Genomic DNA, 19,144 nt, shown 5'->3' with positions numbered 1-19,144 from the left:
AGGGCGGTTGCGTGACCGTACGATGGTCTGCGGAGCCGGCATCGTCGGCCGGCTCGACCCGAACCCAAGGAGCATTCCCGTGGCCCAGATCGCCATCACCCTCGACGGATCCCCGCATCGACTCGAGGAAGGGACCACGGGCACCGCGCTCTTCGAGGGGCGCACCGAGATTATCGCCCTGCGTATCGACGGCGAGCTGCGTGATCTCGAGACGACCCTCGCAGACGGTCAGGTGGTCGAGGGCGTCGACATCTCCAGCGAGGACGGGCTCTCCATCCTCCGTCACTCGGCCGCGCACGTGCTCGCCCAGGCAGTGCAGAAGGCGAACCCCGAGGCCAAGCTCGGTATCGGTCCGCCCGTGGCCGACGGCTTCTACTACGACTTCGAGGTCGCCGAACCCTTCACTCCCGAGTCGCTCAAGGCTCTCGAGAAGGAGATGGGGCGCATCGTCAAGCAGGGGCAGCGTTTCGTGCGCCGCGAGATCAGCGACGAGGACGCCCGTGCTGAAGAGGCCTCCGAGCCGTACAAGCTCGAGCTGATCGGGCTGAAGTCCAGTGCCGAGGACGCCGCCGAGGGCGCCGACGTCGAGGTGGGTGCCGGCGGGCTGACCATGTACGACAACGTCGACCGCCGCGGCGAGGTGGTCTGGACCGACCTGTGCCGGGGTCCGCACCTGCCGAGCACCAAGCACATCGGCAACGGCTTCGCGCTGACCCGCTCCGCGGCCGCCTACTGGCGCGGCAGCGAGAAGAACCCGATGCTGCAGCGCGTCTACGGCACCGCCTGGCCCACCAAGGACGAGCTGAAGGCCTACCAGGAGCGGGTCGCCGAGGCCGAGCGCCGTGACCATCGCCGTCTGGGCAGTGAGCTGGATCTGTTCTCCTTCCCCGATGAGATCGGCTCCGGGCTGCCGGTGTTCCATCCCAAGGGCGCGATGATCAAGATGGAGATGGAGGACTACTCCCGTCGCCGCCACGTCGAGGCCGGGTACTCCTTCGTCTCCACCCCGCACATCACCAAGAAGAACCTCTTCGAGACCTCCAAGCACCTGGAGTGGTACGCCGAGGGGATGTACCCCCCGATGCACGTGGACGAGGAGCACGACGCCGAGGGCAACGTCACCAAGCAGGGCCAGGACTACTACCTCAAGCCCATGAACTGTCCCATGCACAACCTCGTCTACCGTTCCCGGGGTCGCTCCTACCGTGAGCTGCCGCTGCGGCTGTTCGAGTTCGGCAGCGTCTACCGCTACGAGAAGTCCGGCGTGGTGCACGGGCTCACCCGCGCCCGCGGCTTCACCCAGGACGACGCCCACATCTACACCACCCGCGAGCAGATGCGCGACGAGCTGGCGAGCCTGCTGGGCTTCGTGCTGGACCTGCTGCGCGACTACGGCCTCGACGACTTCTACCTCGAGATGTCCACTCGCGACCCGGAGAAGTCCGTCGGCGACGACGCGACCTGGGAGGAGGCGACCCGCACCCTGGAGGAGGTCGCCACCGCCTCGGGCCTCGAGCTCGTCCCGGATCCCGGCGGCGCCGCCTTCTACGGGCCCAAGATCTCCGTGCAGGCCAAGGACGCCATCGGCCGCACCTGGCAGCTCTCGACCATCCAGCTGGACTTCTTCGAGCCGGAGCTGTTCGAGCTGGAGTACACCGCGCCCGACGGGTCGCGTCAGCGTCCGGTGATGATCCACCGGGCCCTGTTCGGGTCGATCGAACGGTTCTTCGGTGTGCTGCTGGAGCACTACGCCGGGGCTTTCCCGGTGTGGCTCGCCCCGGTCCAGGTGGTCGGCGTCCCCGTCGCCGCCGAGTACGCGCCCTACCTCGAGGAGGTCGCGGCCAAGCTGCGGGCCCACGGGGTGCGCGTCGAGGTGGACTCCTCCGACGACCGCATGCAGAAGAAGATCCGAACCCACACCAAGGAGAAGGTCCCCTACCTCCTCATCGCCGGCGGCGAGGACCAGGACAAGGGGGCGGTCTCCTTCCGTCTGCGCGACGGCAGCCAGGACAACGGCATCGACGTCGACGAGGCCGTCGAGCGGATCGTGACCTCGATCCGGGAGAAGGCACAGGTGTGAGGGCCGAGGATCCACGCGATTTCGCGGGCGAGCCCGACGACACCCAGCGGCTGTGGACCCCGCACCGCATGGCGTACATCGGCGGGGAGAACAAGCCCGCCGACCCCGACGACGGTGATCAGTGTCCCTTCTGCTCCGCGCCGCAGCGCACGGATGAGGAGGCGCTGATCGTCCACCGCGGCGAGGTGGCCTACGCGGTCCTGAACCTCTACCCGTACAACGCCGGGCACCTGCTGATCTGTCCGTACCGTCACGTCGCCGATTACACCGACCTCGACGACGCGGAGGTGCGGGAGGTCGCCGAGCTCACCCGCACCGCGATGCGGGTCATCCGGGAGGTCTCCGGCCCGGCCGGCTTCAACCTGGGGATGAACCAGGGGCCGGTCGCCGGTGCCGGTATCGCCGCGCACCTGCACCAGCACGTGGTCCCGCGCTGGATGGGCGATGCGAACTTCCTGCCCATCATCGGCCGCACCAAGGCCGTCCCGATCCTGCTGGCGGACACGCGTCGGCTCTACGCCGACGCCTGGCCCTGAGCTAGCATGACCGAGGTCCGGGCGGCCGGGACGAGCGGGCACGGAGCACCCGGACGCCGCAGTCGGCACCGGGGGAGCGAGAGGAGACCGCAGCGATGAGCACCACCGGAGCCCCGCCGCGCCGACCGGGACAGCCCGATCCCGGATACGCCTACGACGTCGAGCGCGTCGATCCCCGAGCGCCGGGTCGGATGGGGGAAGCCGGGCCGCTGCGGATACGGCGTCGTCGCCCCTGGGTGCGCTGGGTCTTCTTCACGCTGACCTTCCTCGGCCTCGCGGGTGTGGCCGTCCTGCTGTACTTCTTCGTGATCCTCCCGCTGGGCTTCGGGACCTCCCTGGTCGCCTTCACCTCGGCGCTCGTGCCCGTGGCGATCGTGTTCACCGCCGTGTGGTGGATCGACCGGTACACGCCGCAGCCGCGCTCGTCGGTCATCTACGCCTTCGTCTGGGGCGCGGCCGGGTCGGTGGCCCTGACCTTCCTCTTCGGTGGGATGTTCACCTCCTGGATCAGCCCCAGCGAACCCAGCGAGGTCACCGCGTCCTTCCTGGGAGCGGTGATCCAGGCGCCGGTGATCGAGGAGTCGATGAAGTCCTTCGGGCTGGTCGCGCTGCTGATCTGGGGTCGCAAGTACATCGCCGGACCGATCGACGGCGTGGTCTATGCCGCGCTGATCGGCGGCGGCTTCGCGTTCACCGAGAACATCCTCTACTTCGGCCGGTCCTTCCACCAGGCGCAGGCCGCCGGGGAGGTCGCCGTGTTCTGGGAGACCTTCTTCCTGCGCGGCGTGCTCTCTCCATTCGCCCACGTCTGCTTCACCGCGCTGTGCGGGCTGGGCCTCGGGATCGCGGCCGAGCGCCGTTCCCTGATGCTCTACTTCGGGCTCGGTATCGGGGGGCTCTCGCTGGGCATGGTCCTGCACGCGCTGTGGAACGGCTCGAGCTTCTTCCTCGAGGTCGATCCCCAGAACCCGCTGGGCGGATTCCTGCGCTACTACGTGAGCGTGCAGGTGCCGATCTTCGTGCTGCTGGTCGCGATCGTGCTGTTCCTGCGATTGCGCGAGCGCCACATACTGCGCCGCCAGCTCTCGGACTACGGCCGCTCGGGCTGGTTCGCCCCGCCCGAAGTGGACATGCTGGTCGCCATGGGAAAGCGCCGCAAGGCGGAGAAGTGGGCCGCCCGTCATGGCGCGGTGGCCAGGATGGCGATGCGCGATCTCATCCGCGCCTCCATCGAGGTGGGCATGGAGCGCAACAGCGTGCTGCACGGCAAGCCATCGGCCAAGACACGGCGCCGCGAACGCGAGCTGCTCGAGCGGATCACCGCCGATCGCCGTCTGATCGGGTCTCTGACCCAGCCCGTCGTGCGCACCGCTGATACGGCCTCGTAGCAGCGCGCACGGAGGACGTGCAGCGCGCAGCCCTGCGAGTGCGGGGGAGCCGACCAGCTCGCCAGGGCACGGGCACGACGAGGGCCCCGGGGAAGTGGCACTAGAATGGGGCGGCATTCCGCCGGAGGCCGGCGGGCGAGTCGGGAGGAGAGAGATGTCAGGGCACTCGAAGTGGGCGACCACCAAGCACAAGAAGGCTGTCATCGATGCCAAGCGCGGCAAGCTGTTCGCCAAGCTGATCAAGAACATCGAGGTCGCCGCGCGCATGGGTGGACCCGACCCCACTGCGAACCCGACGCTCTTCGACGCCATCCAGAAGGCCAAGAAGACCTCCGTCCCCAATGACAACATCGACCGCGCCGTCAAGCGCGGCGGAGGCCTGGACGGCGGCGCCGTCGACTACGAGACGCTGTGGTACGAGGGGTACGCGCCGGGCGGCGTCGCAGTGCTGGTGGAGTGCCTGACCGACAACAAGAACCGCGCCGTCTCCGAGGTGCGCCTCGCCTTCAACCGCAACGGCGGGAACATGGCCGATTCCGGCTCCGTCTCCTACCTGTTCGAGCGCAAGGGCATCGTGACCCTCCCGCGGGGCGACCAGACCGAGGACACCCTGCTCGAGGTCGTCCTCGATGCCGGCGCCGAGGAGATCCGCGATGAGGGCGAGACGTTCGAGATCGTCTCCGAAGCCACCGACGTGGTCGCCGTGCGCACAGCGCTGCAGGAGGCGGGCATCGACTACGACAGCGCCGAGGCGCAGTTCGTGCCGACCATGCGCACTCCCGTCGACCTCGACGGCGCCCGGAAGGCGCTGCGCCTGATCGATGCCCTCGAGGACAGCGACGACGTCCAGAACGTCTTCTCGAATCTCGACATCCCTGACGACGTCGCCGCGCAGCTCGACGACGCCGAGTGATCCCGGTGGACGCGGGAGCCCGCAGGGAGCCGGCGGCCCCCGCGACACCTGTCCGCGTCCCTGACCGGCCGGGCGGGCACCGATGACCATGCGAGTGCTCGGGATCGACCCCGGCCTGACCCGGTGCGGGATCGGCGTGATCGACTCCACCGGTGCTCGCCGAGCGCGACTCGTCCACGCCGGTGTGGTCCGCTCCGATGCCGCCGACGGGATCGACCACCGCCTGCTCGCGATCACCCGCGGGCTGCGCAGCGCGATCGAGGAGTACGCCCCCGACGTCGTCGCCGTCGAACGCGTCTTCAGCCAGAACAACATCTCCACCGTGATGGGCACGGCGCAGGTCTCCGGTCTGGCGATCGTGGAGGCCGCCGAACGCGGGATACCGATCGCGATGCACACACCCTCCGAGGTGAAGGCCGCGGTCACCGGCAGCGGCAGGGCCGACAAGAAGCAGATCCAGACGATGCTCGTCAAGCTGCTCGGACTCGACGCGCCTCCGCAGCCGGCCGACGCCTCCGACGCGGTGGCGATCGCTCTGACGCAGCTGTGGCGCGGCCCCGGACCCGTCAGCCTCGACTCGACCGGCGGAGCCCGCACCAGCGCACAGGCAGTGTGGGCCGAGGCGGAGCGGAAGGCTCGACGCGCCCGGGAGCGGTCCACCTCCCGGCACTGATCGAACACCCGTTCTAGAGTGGCCTCGTGATCGCATCCCTGACCGGGCGAGTGGCCCGTATCGACCTCGACGCCCTCGTCCTGGACGTCGGCGGCGTGGGCTACCTCGTCCGCACCACCCCCCAGGCGCTGAGCGCGACCCGCCACGGCGTCGAACTCACCCTGCACACCGAGCTCGTCGTCCGCGAGGACTCCATGACTCTGTTCGGCTTCCCGCATCCCGAGGAGGCCGAGACCTTCCGCATCGTGCAGTCCGTCTCCGGGATCGGGCCGCGGACGGCGCTCGCGGTCCTCGCCGTCCTGGACCCCGAGGAGCTGCGCCGCGCCGTCGCCGACCAGGACGTCAAGACGATCGCCCGCACCCCCGGCATCGGTCCCAAGGTCGCCAGTCGCATGCTGCTCGAACTGGGCGGCAAGCTGCCCGCCCCCGTCGGCGCCGGAGCCTCCGGAGCCCCTGGGGCCTCTGGGGAAGATGCGGAGGCGGCCCCGGCGGCGGGCGTCGATGCGGACGTGGTCGAAGCTCTCGCCGGGCTGGGCTGGGCCGAGAAGGCTGCTGCCTCCGCCGTCGAGGGCGTGCGCGCCGACGAGGGGGAGGGGCTGGACGCCGCCGAGCTCCTTCGCCACGCCCTGCGACGCCTGGGAGGCAGCCGATGACACCCGAGGACGACGAGGTCGCACTGGAACCCTCCGCCGGCGCTCCTGCGCACGACCGCGACGGGAGCTCCGTGACGAACCCGGAGTCCGCGCCCCCGGAGCGCACGGCCGAGGCGGCGCTGCGGCCGCGCCGGCTGGATGAGTTCGTCGGCCAGCAGATCGTGCGCGACCAGCTCTCGCTGGTGCTGGACGCCGCGACCGCACGGGGCCGTTCCCCCGAGCACATGCTGCTGTCGGGTCCGCCGGGTCTGGGCAAGACCACGCTGGCGATGATCATCGCCGCCGAGCTGTCCGCCCCGCTGCGCATCACCTCGGGCCCTGCCATCCAGCACGCCGGGGACCTCGCCGCCATCCTCTCCTCGCTCGACGAGGGTGAGGTGCTCTTCATCGACGAGATCCACCGCCTCGCGCGCCCCGCCGAGGAGATGCTCTACATCGCCATGGAGGACTTCCGGGTGGACGTGGTGGTCGGCAAGGGCGTCGGCGCCACCTCCATCCCGCTGGACCTGCCGCCCTTCACGACGGTCGGGGCCACCACCCGGGCAGGTCTGCTGCCCGCGCCCCTGCGCGACCGCTTCGGCTTCATCGGCCACCTGGACTTCTACGCCCCGCACGAGCTGCGCGAGGTCGTCCGCCGCTCCGCGCTCCGTCTCGAGGTCGATCTCGTCGAGGAGGCCGGGGTGGAGATCGCCTCCCGCTCCCGGGGCACGCCCCGCATCGCGAACCGTCTGCTGCGGCGGGTGCGCGATTGGGCACAGGTGCGCGGCAGCGGCCGCCTGGATCTCGCCGCCGCGAAGGAGGCTCTGCGCGTGTACGAGGTCGACGAGCGAGGGCTGGACCGCCTGGATCGCGCCGTGCTCTCCGCCCTGTGCGGCCGCTTCGCCGGCGGCCCGGTGGGCCTGTCGACGCTCGCCGTGGCGGTCGGGGAGGAGACCGAGACGGTCGAGACGATGGTGGAGCCGTACCTGGTGCGGGAGGGTTTCCTCCTGCGCACTCCGCGCGGGAGAGCCGCGGCTCCGGCGGCCTGGACGCATCTGGGCCAGGAGCCACCGGAGGGTCCGGAGGGCACCGCGCCGATGCTCGGCCGGTTCTGAGACCCAGGCGGCACCGGGACGGACCGGATCGGTGTCGTCGTCGCGCAACGGCTGGGAGGAACGTCCCGACTCGGCGGGTACAGTGGGATGGTCAGCCGTCCGCGGCAGGGCCGTTGCTCGCGCAGAACATGCCGGGACCGCCGCTGTCCGCCGAAAGGAAATCCGTGGAATCCCTCCTTCCTCTCCTGCTCATCTTCGCAGTCATGATGCTGCCCCTGCTGTTCATGTCGAACCGCCAGAAGAAGATGCAGCGCAAGCAACAGGAGCTGGTCAACGCCCTGGGCGTCGGCGACGAGGTCCGCACGCACTCCGGTTTCTACGGCCTGATCGTCGATTCCTTCGACGACATCGTGATCCTGGAGTCCGAGAACGGCGCCCAGACCAAGTGGGCCCGTCAGGCCATCGCCATGAAGGTCGACCCGGAGGGTCTGGACGACGAGAACCTCGACGAGGACGCCGACGACGAAGCGCTCGAGGGCGAGAGCTCTGCGAACCGCGGTGATGTTCCCGGCGTGACCACGTCCGACGACGCCGCCCGCGACGAGGACCGTCGCGACCGCTGAGCGGTGCCCCGAACCACCCGTGATCTCTCCGTCGTCCTGAGGAACTCTGCCCCATGCCCGCACGTCGCATCGCCCTAGCGGCCCTCGCGGTGCTGATCCTGCTGCTGGGCGGCGGGATCGGTGCCGGGGTCGCCAAAGGTGGCTGGGAACCAGCCCCTGAGCTCGCACTCGACCTCGAGGGCGGCACCCAGGTCATCCTCCAGGCCGAGTCCCGCGACGGCGCGCAGATCGATCCGGCCGCCATGGAGCAGGCTCGCCAGATCATCTCCCAGCGCGTCAACGCCCTGGGCGTCGCGGAGACGCAGATCAGCATCCAGGGCGGGACGAACATCGTCATCGACGTCCCCGGACAGCTGGACCAGGAGACCTCAGAAGCCCTCCGGCAGACCGCCGCGATGTCCTTCCGCCCGGTGCTGGGCATGGTCGCCCCCGAGAGCGCCGGCGCCTCCGACGGCGGCGGCTCCGACGCCGGTGGGCTCTCGGACTCCGGTGGCGGATCGGACACGGGCTCCGGCTCCGAGACGACCGACCAGACGTCCTCCGCTCCGGCGGATCCCTCGCAGCAGAAGTTCGACGGGCCGGTCAGCGGCGACTCCTCGCTCGCTCCGCAGGAAGCCCCGGCCGAGGGTGAGCTGCAGTACCCGGCGTGGTCGATGGACTGGCTCACCCCGGAGCTGCAGACCGAGCTGATGAACGTCGACTGCACCGATCCGGCCGCTCAGCAGGAGAAGGTCTCCGACGCCGCCGCCGATGAGCCGGTCGTCGCCTGCGACACGGCGGGCACGCAGAAGCTGCTGCTCGGGCCGGAGGTGGTGGCCGGTTCCGCGATCGAGGATGCCGGCGTCGCCTCCGACATGACTCCCACCGGGCAGCCCACCGGCTACTACGTCGTGAACATGAGCTTCCACGAGGAAGGGTCCCAGGCCTTCGCGGACATGACCTCCGCGCTGTACAACGGCGAGGGGGCGACCCAGGCCTTCGGCATCGTGCTGGACGGGCTGGTGATCTCCGCGCCGCAGGTCCAGGAGCCCTCGACGGGCGGTGAAGCCTCGATCTCGGGGAACTTCTCCCAGGAGGAGGCGAGCCAGCTGTCCGATCAGCTGCGCTTCGGCGCGCTGCCGCTGGAGTTCGAGGTCGCCTCGGAACAGCAGATCTCCGCGACCCTGGGTGCCGACCAGCTCCAGATGGGACTGATCGCGGGCCTCATCGGCCTCGCCCTGGTCGTCGCCTACGCCTTCTTCCAGTATCGGGCGCTGGCGCTGGTGACCGCGGCCAGCCTCCTGGCGATGGGCACGCTCACCTACGGCGTGCTGACGGTGCTCTCGAACCTCCCCGAGATCGGGTACCGCCTGTCACTGGCCGGCGTCGTCGGCCTGGTGGTGGCCATCGCTTTCACCGCGGACTCGTTCATCGTCTACTTCGAACGCGTCCGTGACGAGATCCGCGAGGGCAGGGGCATCGTCGCGGCCGTCGACCATGGGTGGAACCGCGCCAAACGCACGATCCTCGCCTCCGACTCGGTCAACCTGATCGCCGCGATCGTGCTCTACATCCTCTCGACCGGCAGCGTCCGCGGCTTCGCCTTCGTCCTCGGTGTGACCACGGTGCTCGACCTCCTGGTCGTCTTCCTGTTCACCCACCCGATCCTGCAGGTCCTGGTGCGCACCCGGTTCTTCGGGAAGGGCCACCCCTGGAGCGGCCTGGACCCGGCGGTCCTGGGCCGCAGCGTCCCCGCCTACGCCGGTCGCGGCCGTCTGCGGTCCAGCGGCGGAGACGAGGACGAGGAGGAGCCCCGCGAGCCGCTGGCCGCGCGCAAGGCCCGCCTGGCCCGGGAGGCCGCCGAACGCGACGGCTCCGCCGAGGAACCATCCGGGGCCGGCGACGAACACCGGGCCGACGGCGGTGGCCCTGAGAACGACCCGGGGCGGGCGGACGGCTCCGGCCCGACCGACACGAGAGACGACGACTCCGAGGAGGAGAGCCGATGAGTGCGACCTTCTCCCGGATGGGCAATGACCTCCACGCGGGGCGTCGTACCGTCCCGATCGTGCGGCGCCGACGCACCTGGTACCTGATCAGTGTCGTGGTCGTGGTGATCCTGGCGGGGCTGGCCGTGCTGCGCGGACCCAACCTCGGCATCGAGTTCACCGGCGGATCGGAGTTCCAGGTCGCCGGTGTCAGCGATACCGACCAGGCCATCGCCCGGGACGTGGTGCGCGAGCAGCTGCCGGACAACGAGCCCAAGGTGACCGTTATCGGTCAGGACACGATGCGGGTCCAGACCGAACAGCTCGACTCCGGCCAGACGGCCGCACTGGCCGAGGACCTCGCCTCCGCCTACGGGGTGTCCACCGATACGGTCTCGACCTCGTACATCGGGCCGGTGTGGAGCACGGACATCACCCAGAAGATGCTCCGCGGGGTTCTCGTCTTCCTGGTGCTGGTCGCGGCCACGATGGCGCTGTACTTCCGCAACCTCAAGTCCTCCGCCGCGGCGATGACCGCGCTCGTGCACGACATGCTGTTCACCGCAGGGGTGTACGGAGTGGTGGGCTTCGAGATCACGCCCGGCACCGTGATCGGGTTCCTCACGGTGATGGGCTACTCCCTCTACGACACCATCGTCGTCTTCGACAAGGTGCGCGAGAACACGGCGGGCTTGACGGCACAGTCGACGGCGACGTACTCGGATCGGGTCGAGCTGGCCGCGAACCAGACCCTGGTGCGATCGATCAACACCTCGGTCGTCGCGCTGCTCCCGGTGGGATCGATTCTCTTCATCGGCGCCTTCCTGCTGGGAGCCGGGACGCTCAAGGATATCGCGCTCGCCCTGTTCATCGGCATCTTCGCCGGCACCTACTCCTCGATCTTCCTGGCCCCGGGTCTTCTCGTGGACCTGCGTTCCCGGGAGTCCGGCATCGCCGCGCACACCCGGCGGGTCGAGCAGGGGCGCCGCAGCGGCACCGTCGGCGATGAGTCCGGCACGGCCGATGACGCCGCCGGCGCGGACGACGCGGGCCCGGACGACTCGGACGCGGATGACTCTGACGCCGACAGATCGGACGAGGACGGCTCGGACGTGGACGGCTCGGACCAGGACCGCGGGGACGAGAACGGTGACCACGGCGATCCCGAGCACACGGAAGACGGGGATCGGAGCGAGCCCGACGCCGAGGGAGACCTCTCGGGGACCGGCGAACCGGCCGACGGCACGGCACGTCGCGAGCGCCGCCAGCCGCGCCGCACCACGCGCCGTGGCCGCAACGTCCCCGGACGGGGCTCGCGATGAGCGAGCCGGTGCCGTCCGCGGAGGAGATCGAGGAGCTGCGCGGCTCCCACATCACCGAGCACCCGGACTTCCCCGAACCCGGCGTCCTGTTCCGGGACATCACCCCGCTGCTGCGCGATGGCGCCGCCCTGCGCTCGGTCATCCGGTACTGGAGCTCGATCCTTCCCGACGGCATCGAGTACGTCGTGGGAACCGAGGCCCGCGGCTTCGTCCTGGGTGCCCCGCTCGCGTACGAGATGGGAGCCGGGTTCATCCCGGTGCGCAAGGCCGGCAAGCTCCCCGGCACCCCGGCGTCGCTCAGTTATGACCTCGAGTACGGCAGTGCCGTCGTGCAGATCCCGCAGGATTCGCTCCCGGCCGGCGCCCGCACGCTGGTTGTCGACGATCTCCTGGCGACCGGGGGCACCGCCGCAGCCACCGTCGAACTCACCCGACGGTTCGACGTGGACCTGGTCGGTGCCTCCTTTCTCATCGAGCTGGAGGGCCTGCGCGGGCGCGACCGGCTCCCCGGGGTGCCTCTCACGACGGTCTGGTCCATCCCGAACTGAGCAGTGGGCGCATCCGGCCCGGCGCACCGGCGCCTGTTCGCCCTGCGAAGACGTCTCCGAGCAACCGGGAGCGCGCGCGTAGACTGGAGGACCGAGCCAGGAGGTGCGCAGTGCAGGAGCGGTCCGTATCCGAGTCCACGGGAGCCGACGCCGTGGCGCCGGGTCCCGATCGCAGCGCGCCCGCCTCGCCCTCACCGCCCACTCCGCCGGCGCCCCCTGCGGCGTCCGCCCCGGCGGGTCAGAGCCAGGGACCGCGCAAGCCGCGTTCGCGGCTGTCGTTCTTCTCGCCCCGCTCCGGGACAGCGGACCCGCTGCTGGCGCCGCTGCTGGAGACCATGTCAGCGGTCAGCCCGAAGGAGAGCCTCGCCCTGGTCCAGCGGGCGTATGCGGTCGCCGAGCGCGCCCACCGCGGGCAGACGCGCAAGAGCGGCGATCCGTACATCACCCACCCGGTCTCGGTCGCGACGATCCTGGCGGAACTGGGCTCGCCGGCAGAAGTGGTGGCCGCGGCCCTGCTCCACGACACCATCGAGGACACCGACTACTCGCTGGACAAGCTCCGGGAGGAGTTCGGTGAGGTGATCGCCGTGATGGTCGACGGCGTGACCAAGCTGGACAAGGTCACCTACGGCGAAGCCGCGCAGGCCGAGACGGTCCGCAAGATGATCGTGGCGATGAGCCGCGACGTGCGGGTCCTGCTGATCAAGCTCGCCGACCGCCTGCACAACGCGCGGACCTGGAAGTACGTCCCCCCTGCCTCGGCCGAGCGCAAGGCCAAGGAGACGCTCGAGATCTACGCGCCGCTCGCGCACCGCCTCGGTCTGAACACCATGAAGTGGGAACTCGAGGACCGCTCGTTCCAGGTGCTCTACCCCAAGGTGTACGAGGAGATCGTCAGCCTCGTCGCCCAGCATGCACCGGCCCGGGACCAGTACCTCAGGACGGTCTCCTCCCAGATCCTCGAGGACCTGAAGAAGGCGAAGATCAAGGCCGAGGTCACCGGTCGACCCAAGCACTACTACTCGATCTACCAGAAGATGATCGTGCGGGGCCGGGACTTCACCGACATCTACGACCTGGTCGGGGTCCGGGTGCTGGTGGACACCGTGCGCGACTGCTATGGGGTTCTCGGCACGCTGCACGCGCGCTGGTCACCGGTCCAGGGCCGGTTCAAGGACTACATCGCCCTGCCCAAGTTCAACCTGTACCAGTCTCTGCATACCACGGTCATCGGCCCCACCGGAAAGCCCGTGGAGGTCCAGATCCGTACGCGCGAGATGCACCGGCGCGCCGAGTACGGCGTCGCGGCGCACTGGAAGTACAAGGCGATGGCCGGCCACGGCGGCGACGCGGCGTCGAAGCCCATCGCCAACGAGGCCGCCTGGCTGCGTCAGCTCATGGACTGGCAGAAGGAGACCACCGACTCCGGCGAGTTCCTGGATTCGCTGCGTTTCGAGATCAACACGCAGGAGGTGTACGTCTTCACCCCGAAGGGGGACGTGCTCGCGCTCCCGCAGGGATCGACACCAGTCGACTTCGCCTACACGGTGCACACGGAGGTCGGGCACCGCACCATCGGTGCCCGGGTCAACGGGCGCCTGGTCTCGCTCGAATCCGCGCTGTCCACGGGCGACGTGGTCGAGGTGTTCACCTCCAAGTCGCCGGACGCGGGGCCCAGCCGGGACTGGCTCGGCTTCGTCAAGTCTCCCCGTGCTCGCAGCAAGATCCGCCACTGGTTCTCCAAGGAACGCCGCGGCGAAGCGCTCGAGCGGGGGAAGGACGAACTGGCCAAGGCGCTGCGGCGCCAGGACATGCCGATGCGGCGACTGCTGACCCACGACACGCTCGCCACGGTCGCCACCGATCTCAACCTTCCCTCGGTCGACTCGCTCTACACCTCCATCGGCGAGGGCCACACCGGCGCGCAGCACGTGGTGGAGAAGCTTCGGGCCGTCTTCGGCGGGTCGGACGGCGCCGAGGAGGACCTGGCGGAGATGACGCTGCCCTCCCGGGCGCGCTCACGGCCCAGCCGCTCCGAACGGCACACCGCGGAGACCGACCAGGGCGTGATCGTCGACGGCCAGACCGATCTCTGGGTCAAGCTCGCCAAGTGCTGCGCCCCAGTCCCCGGTGACCCCATCATCGGCTTCGTCACGCGCGGCTCCGGCATCTCGGTGCACCATTCGCGGTGTTCGAACGCGATCCAGCTGCAGGAGAGGCAGGCGGACCGGATCGTGGATGTGGCGTGGTCCGGCAGGCACAGCACGGCCTACCTGGTCCACATCAAGGTCGAGGCCCTGGACCGTCCGCGGCTCCTGACGGACCTCGCCCTGGTGATCTCCGAGCAGCAGGTGAATCTGCAGTCGGCCTCCGCACAGTCCAACTCGGACCGACTGGCCTCGACGTACTTCTCCTTCGAACTGGCCGATCCCTCCCATCTGCAGTCGGTCCTGGCACAGGTGCGTCGTGTCGAGGGCGTCTATGACGTCTACCGGGTCACCGGAGACGGCAAACCGGTCGGCTCGGAAGCCCCTCTGACCGTGAGCTGATCTCAGGCCGCCGTCTCTGCTGGCTCCAGCATCATCCGGCGCAGCCGGTGCCGTGCCTCGCGCGCTCCGGGATAGCGCTCCATCTCCCATAATCGCTGTTCGACCGCCCCCTCCGGGACGTGCCCGCTGGCGATCAGCCGGGTCAGCGCCGGCTGCGCCACGTGGTCGGGGCTGAACCGCAGCAGGTCGACGGCGGTGCGGACCGGCTCGGTGACCGGGGCCCCGCCGATCGTCTCCACCTCGAGCGGACGCAACCGGCAATGGCGCACCGTCGTGCCGGCGACGGGACCGCGATGGGCCGGTGAGATCAGCTCGGCCGGCGCGGGAGGCTCCCCGCCGAGCAGGACCCAGGCTGCCGACGGCCCCGCGATCACGTGGTACGACTGGAGGCGACCGCCCAGAGCGCACCCCAGCGCGAGAGCACGGTCGATGGCAGAGCGCATCGCGTCGGGAGGCAGGAAGATGCCCGGCAGCAGCCGCGCCAGCAGCCCGTCCTTCACCATGGTCTGGACCGAGGGCGATTCCGCCCAGCGCTCCAGGCCGGCGCCCAGGGGGACCGCCAGCTCGGCAGCATGATGCGACCAGGCGGCGCAGAGCCCCGTCGGCAGCGGAGGAGGCCCGACCGCTCTCGGGCCGGGGACCATACGCTGGCGCGCGTTGTTCGCCGGCCTCGTCGATCTCATGCACCGACTCTGACCCGCGGGGCCCCCGACGGCAAACGCCCCGCCCGTCGATGTGGACGGGCGGGGCGCGGGGAGGAACCGTGGCGGACCGGTCAGCCGAGATCCTGGGCGGAGCGCTCGATCACTGCCAGCCACTCCTTGCGGGCCTCGAGCGCGGACTCCGCCTCGGCGATCTTCTGAGGGTCACCGGTGGCACGGGCCTTCTCCAGCGCCTCCTCGTACGAGGCGATCGCCGAGTGCAGCTGGGAGGAGACGCCCTCGACCCGGGCGCGGGTGCGGGGATCGGTGCGACGCCACTCCTCCTGCTCGGCGTTCTTGACGCTCCGTTCGACCTTGCGCAGACGCTCGTCGATCCGTCGCATGTCGGAGCGGGGCACCTTGCCCGCTTCCTCCCAGCGATCCTGGATCGAGCGCAGCTTCGCCTTCGCCGCATCGACGTCCGCCGTCGGGTCGATCTCCTCGGCCTCGACGAGCAGCGCCTCCTTGACCTCGAGGTTCTTGCGCTGCTCGGCCTCGATCTGCTGGAGATCCGCGTTCCGAGCGTCGAAGAAGCGGTCCTGGGCCGCCTTGAACCGCTTCCACTGCGCGTCATCCTTCTTGCGACTGCCGCGCGGCGCACTGCGCCACTGCTCCATCAGGTCCTTGAAGGCGCGGACTGTCGGTCCCCAGTCGGTGGAGTCCTGCATCGCCTCGGCGCGGGCGATGAGGTCCTCCTTGATCGCCGCCGCCTCCGTGTGCTTCTCATCGAGCTGGGAGAAGAACTGCTTGCGCATCCGGTCGAAGGTGGCCCGGGCGGCGGAGAGCCGCTTCCACAGGCTCTCCTCGGTGGGACGGTCCAGCGAGACGTCCTCCGTCTGCATCTGCTTCCAGCGCGGGACCATCTGCCGCATGGTGTCCCCGGCCTTCTTCCAGGAGATCTGCTCAGGATCGGTCGCGACCAGCGCCTCGATCGACTCGACGAACTCGGTGCGGCGCCGGGTGGCCTCGGCCCGCTCGTCGGCGCGCTTCGCCTCGAGGGCCTGGATCTTCGACTTGGCGTTCTCGCGCAGCTCGTTCGCTCGCGCCCTCAGAGCCGGGATGTCGCCGACGACCTGCGGCTCCTTCATCTTCTTGCGCAGGTTCTCGAGCAATCGGTTCAGCTCGTTCTGCGTGTGCTCCGGAGCGTTGAGGGTCTTCTGGGTCAGGTCCAGGAAGGCGACCAGGTCGAGATAGCCGCGAGCATAGGGATCGAGGGCCTTGTCGCGGTCCGTCTCGGTGGTCGTGCCGATGGTGCGCACCTGCGTGCCGTCCTGGACGGTCACCGTGCCCTCTTCATCGACGGACCCGAAGGCCTTCGCCGCGGCCAGCTGCTCCGCGTCGTAATCGGTGACGGGCGGTGCGACCGGCACCAGGGGAGCGGTGGGCTTCTTCCCCGCCAGGGCCGCCGGCGAGGGAACGCCGGGCTTGGGCCCGGGAGCCGGACGCGGTGTCGGTCGCGGCGCGGGGTCGGGTGCCGGCTCGGTCTGCTCAGCGGATGGGGCCTCGGTGTCGCGCTCCGGCTCGGCGGGGGCTTCCGAACCGGTCTCGGTCTGGGCGTCCGCTTCCGGAGCGGCGTCGGTCGCGGATTCGGACTCAGCATGGACCTCCGTGTCGGCGTCCGGCTGAACATCTGCTTGCGCATCGGCATCAGACTCGGCGCCGGCCTGCGCCGGTGCGTCGGCACCGGTCTCCGCGCCGGGCTCTGCCGGTGCGTCGGCATCAGACTCGGCGCCGGGCTCCGGCACCGCCTCGGGATCCGCAACGGCCTCGGGCGCGTCCGCGGCAGGGGCCGGAGCGCCCTCGTCGGAGACGTCGCCGGAGGCGCTGCTGGCCTCCGCGGGCTGCGCCGATTCGGGGGAGTCGGACGCGGGGGACTGGTCGCTGACCTGATCGGCGGTCGGTCCGGGTTCCTGACCGGCAGGGTTCGACGCGGGGACGGGGGTCTCGGACTCGCTCACGATTGAGCTCCTTCGAAGGGATCCGCTGCAGGGCGGGACACTGCCGCCTCGTGCGGCGGCCGGGCTGGCTCGCGGAACGCCCCGGGAAGGGACGAACCACTTCACGGAACTCTACAGCGAGCACCCCAGGTCTTTGTCACCGTCCGGCGTCAGCACGGGCCGCCGCACGCGGGAGATAATGGACGCTCGCCGCCCCTGCCGACGACCCGATAAGGATGTGCCCCGCATGGCGAAGACCCCGAAGACCTCTCGTCTGTCCGGATTTCCGGAATGGCTCCCCGCCGAGCGTCTCGTCGAACAGCATGTGATCGACGTGTTCCGCGAGGTCGCCGAGCTGCACGGATTCTCCGGCATCGAGACGCGTGCGGTCGAGCCGCTCGAGCAGCTTCTGCGCAAGGGGGAGATCGACAAGGAGGTCTACGTGCTGCGGCGGCTGCACGCCGAGGACTCCGACGGCGGGGGAGATGATTCCGGAGCCGATCCCTCCCGCACTCTCGGGCTGCACTTCGATCTCACGGTGCCGCTGGCCCGATACGTCCTGGAGCACCAGAACGATCTGACCTTCCCGCTGCGCCGTTTCCAGATCCAGAAGGTGTGGCGCGGGGAGCGGCCCCAGGAGGGCAGGTTCCGTGAGTTCTACCAGGCCGATCTCGATGTGGTCGGCCAGGACACCCTGCCCGGGCACATCGAGGCCGAGGTCGCCGTGGTGATGGCCGAGATCCTCGACCGGCTGCCGCTGCCCAGTGTCACGATCCACGCCAACACACGGCGGCTGTCCGAGGGCTTCTTCCGTTCCCTCGGCCTCGAGGACCACCCCGCCGTGCTGCGCATCCTCGACAAGCTGCCCAAGCTCGGGGCGGACACGGTGCGGGAGCAGCTGATCTCCGAGGCCGGGGCGAGCGCGGAGCAGGCCCAGGCGTGCCTGGACTTCGCCGCCATCCGCACCCGCGACTCGTCGTTCGCGCAGCGTGTGCGAGATCTCGGGGGCAGCGGCGAGATGGTCGAGGAAGGCATCGCCGAGCTCACCGCCGTCATGGAGCGGGTCGAGGCGTCCGTGCCCGGCGTGATCCTCGCCGACCTCTCCATCGCACGCGGTCTGGACTACTACACCGGCACCGTGTTCGAGACCTTCGTCGCCGGTCACGAGGGCCTCGGCTCCGTCTGCTCCGGGGGACGCTACGACTCGCTGGCCTCCGACAACCGCCACACCTACCCCGGCGTCGGGTTGTCGATCGGGCTCTCCCGCCTGGTCTCCCGGATGCTCTCGGCGGGTCTCGCCCGGCCATCGCGCGCTGTGCCGACCTGCGTGCTGGTCTCCGTCACGGACGAGGACTCCCGACAGGTCAGCGAAGCTGTCGCCCGTGACCTCCGCGCCCGCGGTATCTCGTGCGAGGTCGCCCCGACGGCCGCCAAGTTCGGCAAGCAGATCCGCTACGCCGACCGGCGCGGCATCCCGTTCGTCTGGTTCCCCGGGACCGAGGGCGAGGCCGACGAGGTCAAGGACATCCGCTCCGGTGAGCAGGCGCCGGCCGCCTCGAGCACATGGGAGCCACCGGCCCAGGACCGCACGGTGCGCATCCTCGCCGCCGATGCCGATGCCGATGCCGATGCCGATGCCGGATGAGTGCTGGGGCAGCGTGGGGTCGCTCGGCGTGAGCTGACTCACGGCTCGCCGTCTCGGGAATGATCGGCGCTCCCGAGGCGTTGCCCGAGCATGGCTACCGTCACGCTGACCGAAGAGAACCACGACAAGACCGTCGAGGACGGCATCGTCCTGATCGACTTCTGGGCGGGCTGGTGCGTGCCGTGCCAGCGTTTCGCCCCCATCTTCGAGGAGTCCTCGGAGAAGCATGAGGACGTCACGTTCACGAAGGTCGATACCGAGGACCAGCAGCAGCTGGCCATGCGCTACGGCGTCACCTCGATCCCGACCCTGGTCGCCTACCGCGAGGGCATCCCGGTGTTCTCGCAGGCCGGCGCCCTGCCGCAGTCCGCTCTGGAGGACCTCATCGGCCAGGTCAAGAACCTGGACATGGACGAGGTCCGCAAGGCCTATGCGGAGGCCCAGGAACAGCAGAGCTGATCGCCATGAGGTGCGGCTGCGGGCCGACGGCACACGTATCGCCGTCGGCACCCGCCGGCCGTGAGCCGGCTGGTCGGCACAGCTGACCGGCCGACACAGCTGGGACGTTCCCAGGC

16 protein-coding genes are annotated in these 19,144 nt (G+C 69.9%); 14 read left to right on the top strand and 2 right to left on the bottom strand.

Annotated features, from left to right (window positions below; genetic code table 11):
• Positions 1-79: 79 nt before the first annotated feature.
• The 12 genes from thrS to ACFQRJ_RS15330 all read left to right on the top strand — a co-directional run bounded on the left by thrS (position 80) and on the right by ACFQRJ_RS15330 (position 14,286).
• Entirely contained in the window at positions 80-2,080 is a 2,001-nt protein-coding gene (gene thrS / locus ACFQRJ_RS15385; protein WP_377020097.1) for a threonine--tRNA ligase, read from the top strand.
• Complete coding sequence (locus ACFQRJ_RS15380; protein WP_377020096.1) at positions 2,077-2,616, top strand: HIT family protein; 540 nt, start codon at positions 2,077-2,079, stop codon at positions 2,614-2,616. Before thrS ends, ACFQRJ_RS15380 begins: the two co-directional genes overlap by 4 nt.
• Positions 2,617-2,711: 95 nt before the next feature.
• Positions 2,712-4,004, top strand: coding sequence for a PrsW family intramembrane metalloprotease (locus ACFQRJ_RS15375; protein WP_377020095.1), 1,293 nt, complete (start codon positions 2,712-2,714; stop codon positions 4,002-4,004).
• Positions 4,005-4,158: 154 nt separating this feature from the next.
• The gene (locus ACFQRJ_RS15370) at positions 4,159-4,917 is read left to right on the top strand and encodes a YebC/PmpR family DNA-binding transcriptional regulator (protein ID WP_377020094.1); all 759 of its coding nucleotides are present in this window, start codon (positions 4,159-4,161) and stop codon (positions 4,915-4,917) included.
• A gap of 82 nt (positions 4,918-4,999) precedes the next feature.
• Positions 5,000-5,590, top strand: a complete 591-nt coding sequence (ruvC, locus tag ACFQRJ_RS15365) for a crossover junction endodeoxyribonuclease RuvC (RefSeq protein ID WP_377020093.1) — start codon at positions 5,000-5,002, stop codon at positions 5,588-5,590.
• Positions 5,591-5,616: 26 nt separating this feature from the next.
• Positions 5,617-6,243: a Holliday junction branch migration protein RuvA gene (ruvA, locus tag ACFQRJ_RS15360; protein WP_377020092.1), complete on the top strand. Its 627-nt coding sequence runs from the start codon at positions 5,617-5,619 to the stop codon at positions 6,241-6,243.
• On the top strand, positions 6,240-7,337 hold the full coding sequence (gene ruvB, locus ACFQRJ_RS15355; RefSeq protein ID WP_377020091.1) for a Holliday junction branch migration DNA helicase RuvB: 1,098 nt from the start codon (positions 6,240-6,242) through the stop codon (positions 7,335-7,337). Before ruvA ends, ruvB begins: the two co-directional genes overlap by 4 nt.
• Before the next feature lie 164 nt (positions 7,338-7,501).
• Positions 7,502-7,900 (top strand): preprotein translocase subunit YajC, encoded by a 399-nt coding sequence (gene yajC / locus ACFQRJ_RS15350; protein ID WP_377020090.1) that lies wholly within the window; start codon positions 7,502-7,504, stop codon positions 7,898-7,900.
• A 53-nt stretch (positions 7,901-7,953) separates the two neighbouring features.
• On the top strand, positions 7,954-9,888 hold the full coding sequence (gene secD, locus ACFQRJ_RS15345; protein WP_377020089.1) for a protein translocase subunit SecD: 1,935 nt from the start codon (positions 7,954-7,956) through the stop codon (positions 9,886-9,888).
• On the top strand, positions 9,885-11,189 hold the full coding sequence (gene secF, locus ACFQRJ_RS15340; RefSeq protein ID WP_377020088.1) for a protein translocase subunit SecF: 1,305 nt from the start codon (positions 9,885-9,887) through the stop codon (positions 11,187-11,189). The genes secD and secF overlap by 4 nt, the downstream gene beginning before the upstream one ends.
• On the top strand, positions 11,186-11,737 hold the full coding sequence (locus tag ACFQRJ_RS15335) for an adenine phosphoribosyltransferase (protein WP_377020087.1): 552 nt from the start codon (positions 11,186-11,188) through the stop codon (positions 11,735-11,737). Before secF ends, ACFQRJ_RS15335 begins: the two co-directional genes overlap by 4 nt.
• 110 nt (positions 11,738-11,847) lie before the next feature.
• Entirely contained in the window at positions 11,848-14,286 is a 2,439-nt protein-coding gene (locus tag ACFQRJ_RS15330) for a RelA/SpoT family protein (RefSeq protein WP_377020086.1), read from the top strand.
• Positions 14,287-14,288: 2 nt separating this feature from the next.
• Here ACFQRJ_RS15330 and ACFQRJ_RS15325 read toward each other — a convergent pair whose 3' ends face one another.
• A complete protein-coding gene (locus tag ACFQRJ_RS15325; protein ID WP_377020085.1) occupies positions 14,289-14,969 on the bottom strand; it encodes a hypothetical protein in 681 nt (226 codons plus the stop codon).
• A 92-nt stretch (positions 14,970-15,061) separates the two neighbouring features.
• On the bottom strand, positions 15,062-16,945 hold the full coding sequence (locus ACFQRJ_RS15320) for a DUF349 domain-containing protein (RefSeq protein WP_377020084.1): 1,884 nt from the start codon (positions 16,943-16,945) through the stop codon (positions 15,062-15,064).
• Positions 16,946-17,171: 226 nt separating this feature from the next.
• Between ACFQRJ_RS15320 and hisS the strand changes: the two genes are divergently transcribed.
• Both hisS and trxA read left to right on the top strand, forming a co-directional pair.
• On the top strand, positions 17,172-18,569 hold the full coding sequence (hisS, locus tag ACFQRJ_RS15315) for a histidine--tRNA ligase (RefSeq protein WP_377020083.1): 1,398 nt from the start codon (positions 17,172-17,174) through the stop codon (positions 18,567-18,569).
• A 90-nt stretch (positions 18,570-18,659) separates the two neighbouring features.
• Positions 18,660-19,028, top strand: coding sequence for a thioredoxin (gene trxA, locus ACFQRJ_RS15310; protein WP_377020082.1), 369 nt, complete (start codon positions 18,660-18,662; stop codon positions 19,026-19,028).
• Positions 19,029-19,144: the final 116 nt, after the last annotated feature.

The sequence above is a fragment of the Brachybacterium sp. GCM10030252 genome, assembly GCF_042666535.1.
GTDB lineage: Bacteria > Actinomycetota > Actinomycetes > Actinomycetales > Dermabacteraceae > Brachybacterium.
This window is presented reverse-complemented; position numbering and strand designations above follow the sequence as displayed.

Excerpts from the sequence above, each read along its gene's own strand:
- ACFQRJ_RS15375 (WP_377020095.1), top strand. The coding sequence starts at position 2,712 with ATGAGCACCACCGGAGCCCCGCCGCGCCGACCGGGACAGCCCGATCCC.
- ACFQRJ_RS15370 (WP_377020094.1), top strand. The coding sequence starts at position 4,159 with ATGTCAGGGCACTCGAAGTGGGCGACCACCAAGCACAAGAAGGCTGTC.
- ruvC (WP_377020093.1), top strand. The coding sequence starts at position 5,000 with ATGACCATGCGAGTGCTCGGGATCGACCCCGGCCTGACCCGGTGCGGG.
- ruvB (WP_377020091.1), top strand. The coding sequence starts at position 6,240 with ATGACACCCGAGGACGACGAGGTCGCACTGGAACCCTCCGCCGGCGCT.
- secD (WP_377020089.1), top strand. The coding sequence starts at position 7,954 with ATGCCCGCACGTCGCATCGCCCTAGCGGCCCTCGCGGTGCTGATCCTG.
- secF (WP_377020088.1), top strand. The coding sequence starts at position 9,885 with ATGAGTGCGACCTTCTCCCGGATGGGCAATGACCTCCACGCGGGGCGT.
- ACFQRJ_RS15335 (WP_377020087.1), top strand. The coding sequence starts at position 11,186 with ATGAGCGAGCCGGTGCCGTCCGCGGAGGAGATCGAGGAGCTGCGCGGC.
- ACFQRJ_RS15325 (WP_377020085.1), bottom strand. The coding sequence starts at position 14,969 with ATGAGATCGACGAGGCCGGCGAACAACGCGCGCCAGCGTATGGTCCCC.
- hisS (WP_377020083.1), top strand. The coding sequence starts at position 17,172 with ATGGCGAAGACCCCGAAGACCTCTCGTCTGTCCGGATTTCCGGAATGG.
- trxA (WP_377020082.1), top strand. The coding sequence starts at position 18,660 with ATGGCTACCGTCACGCTGACCGAAGAGAACCACGACAAGACCGTCGAG.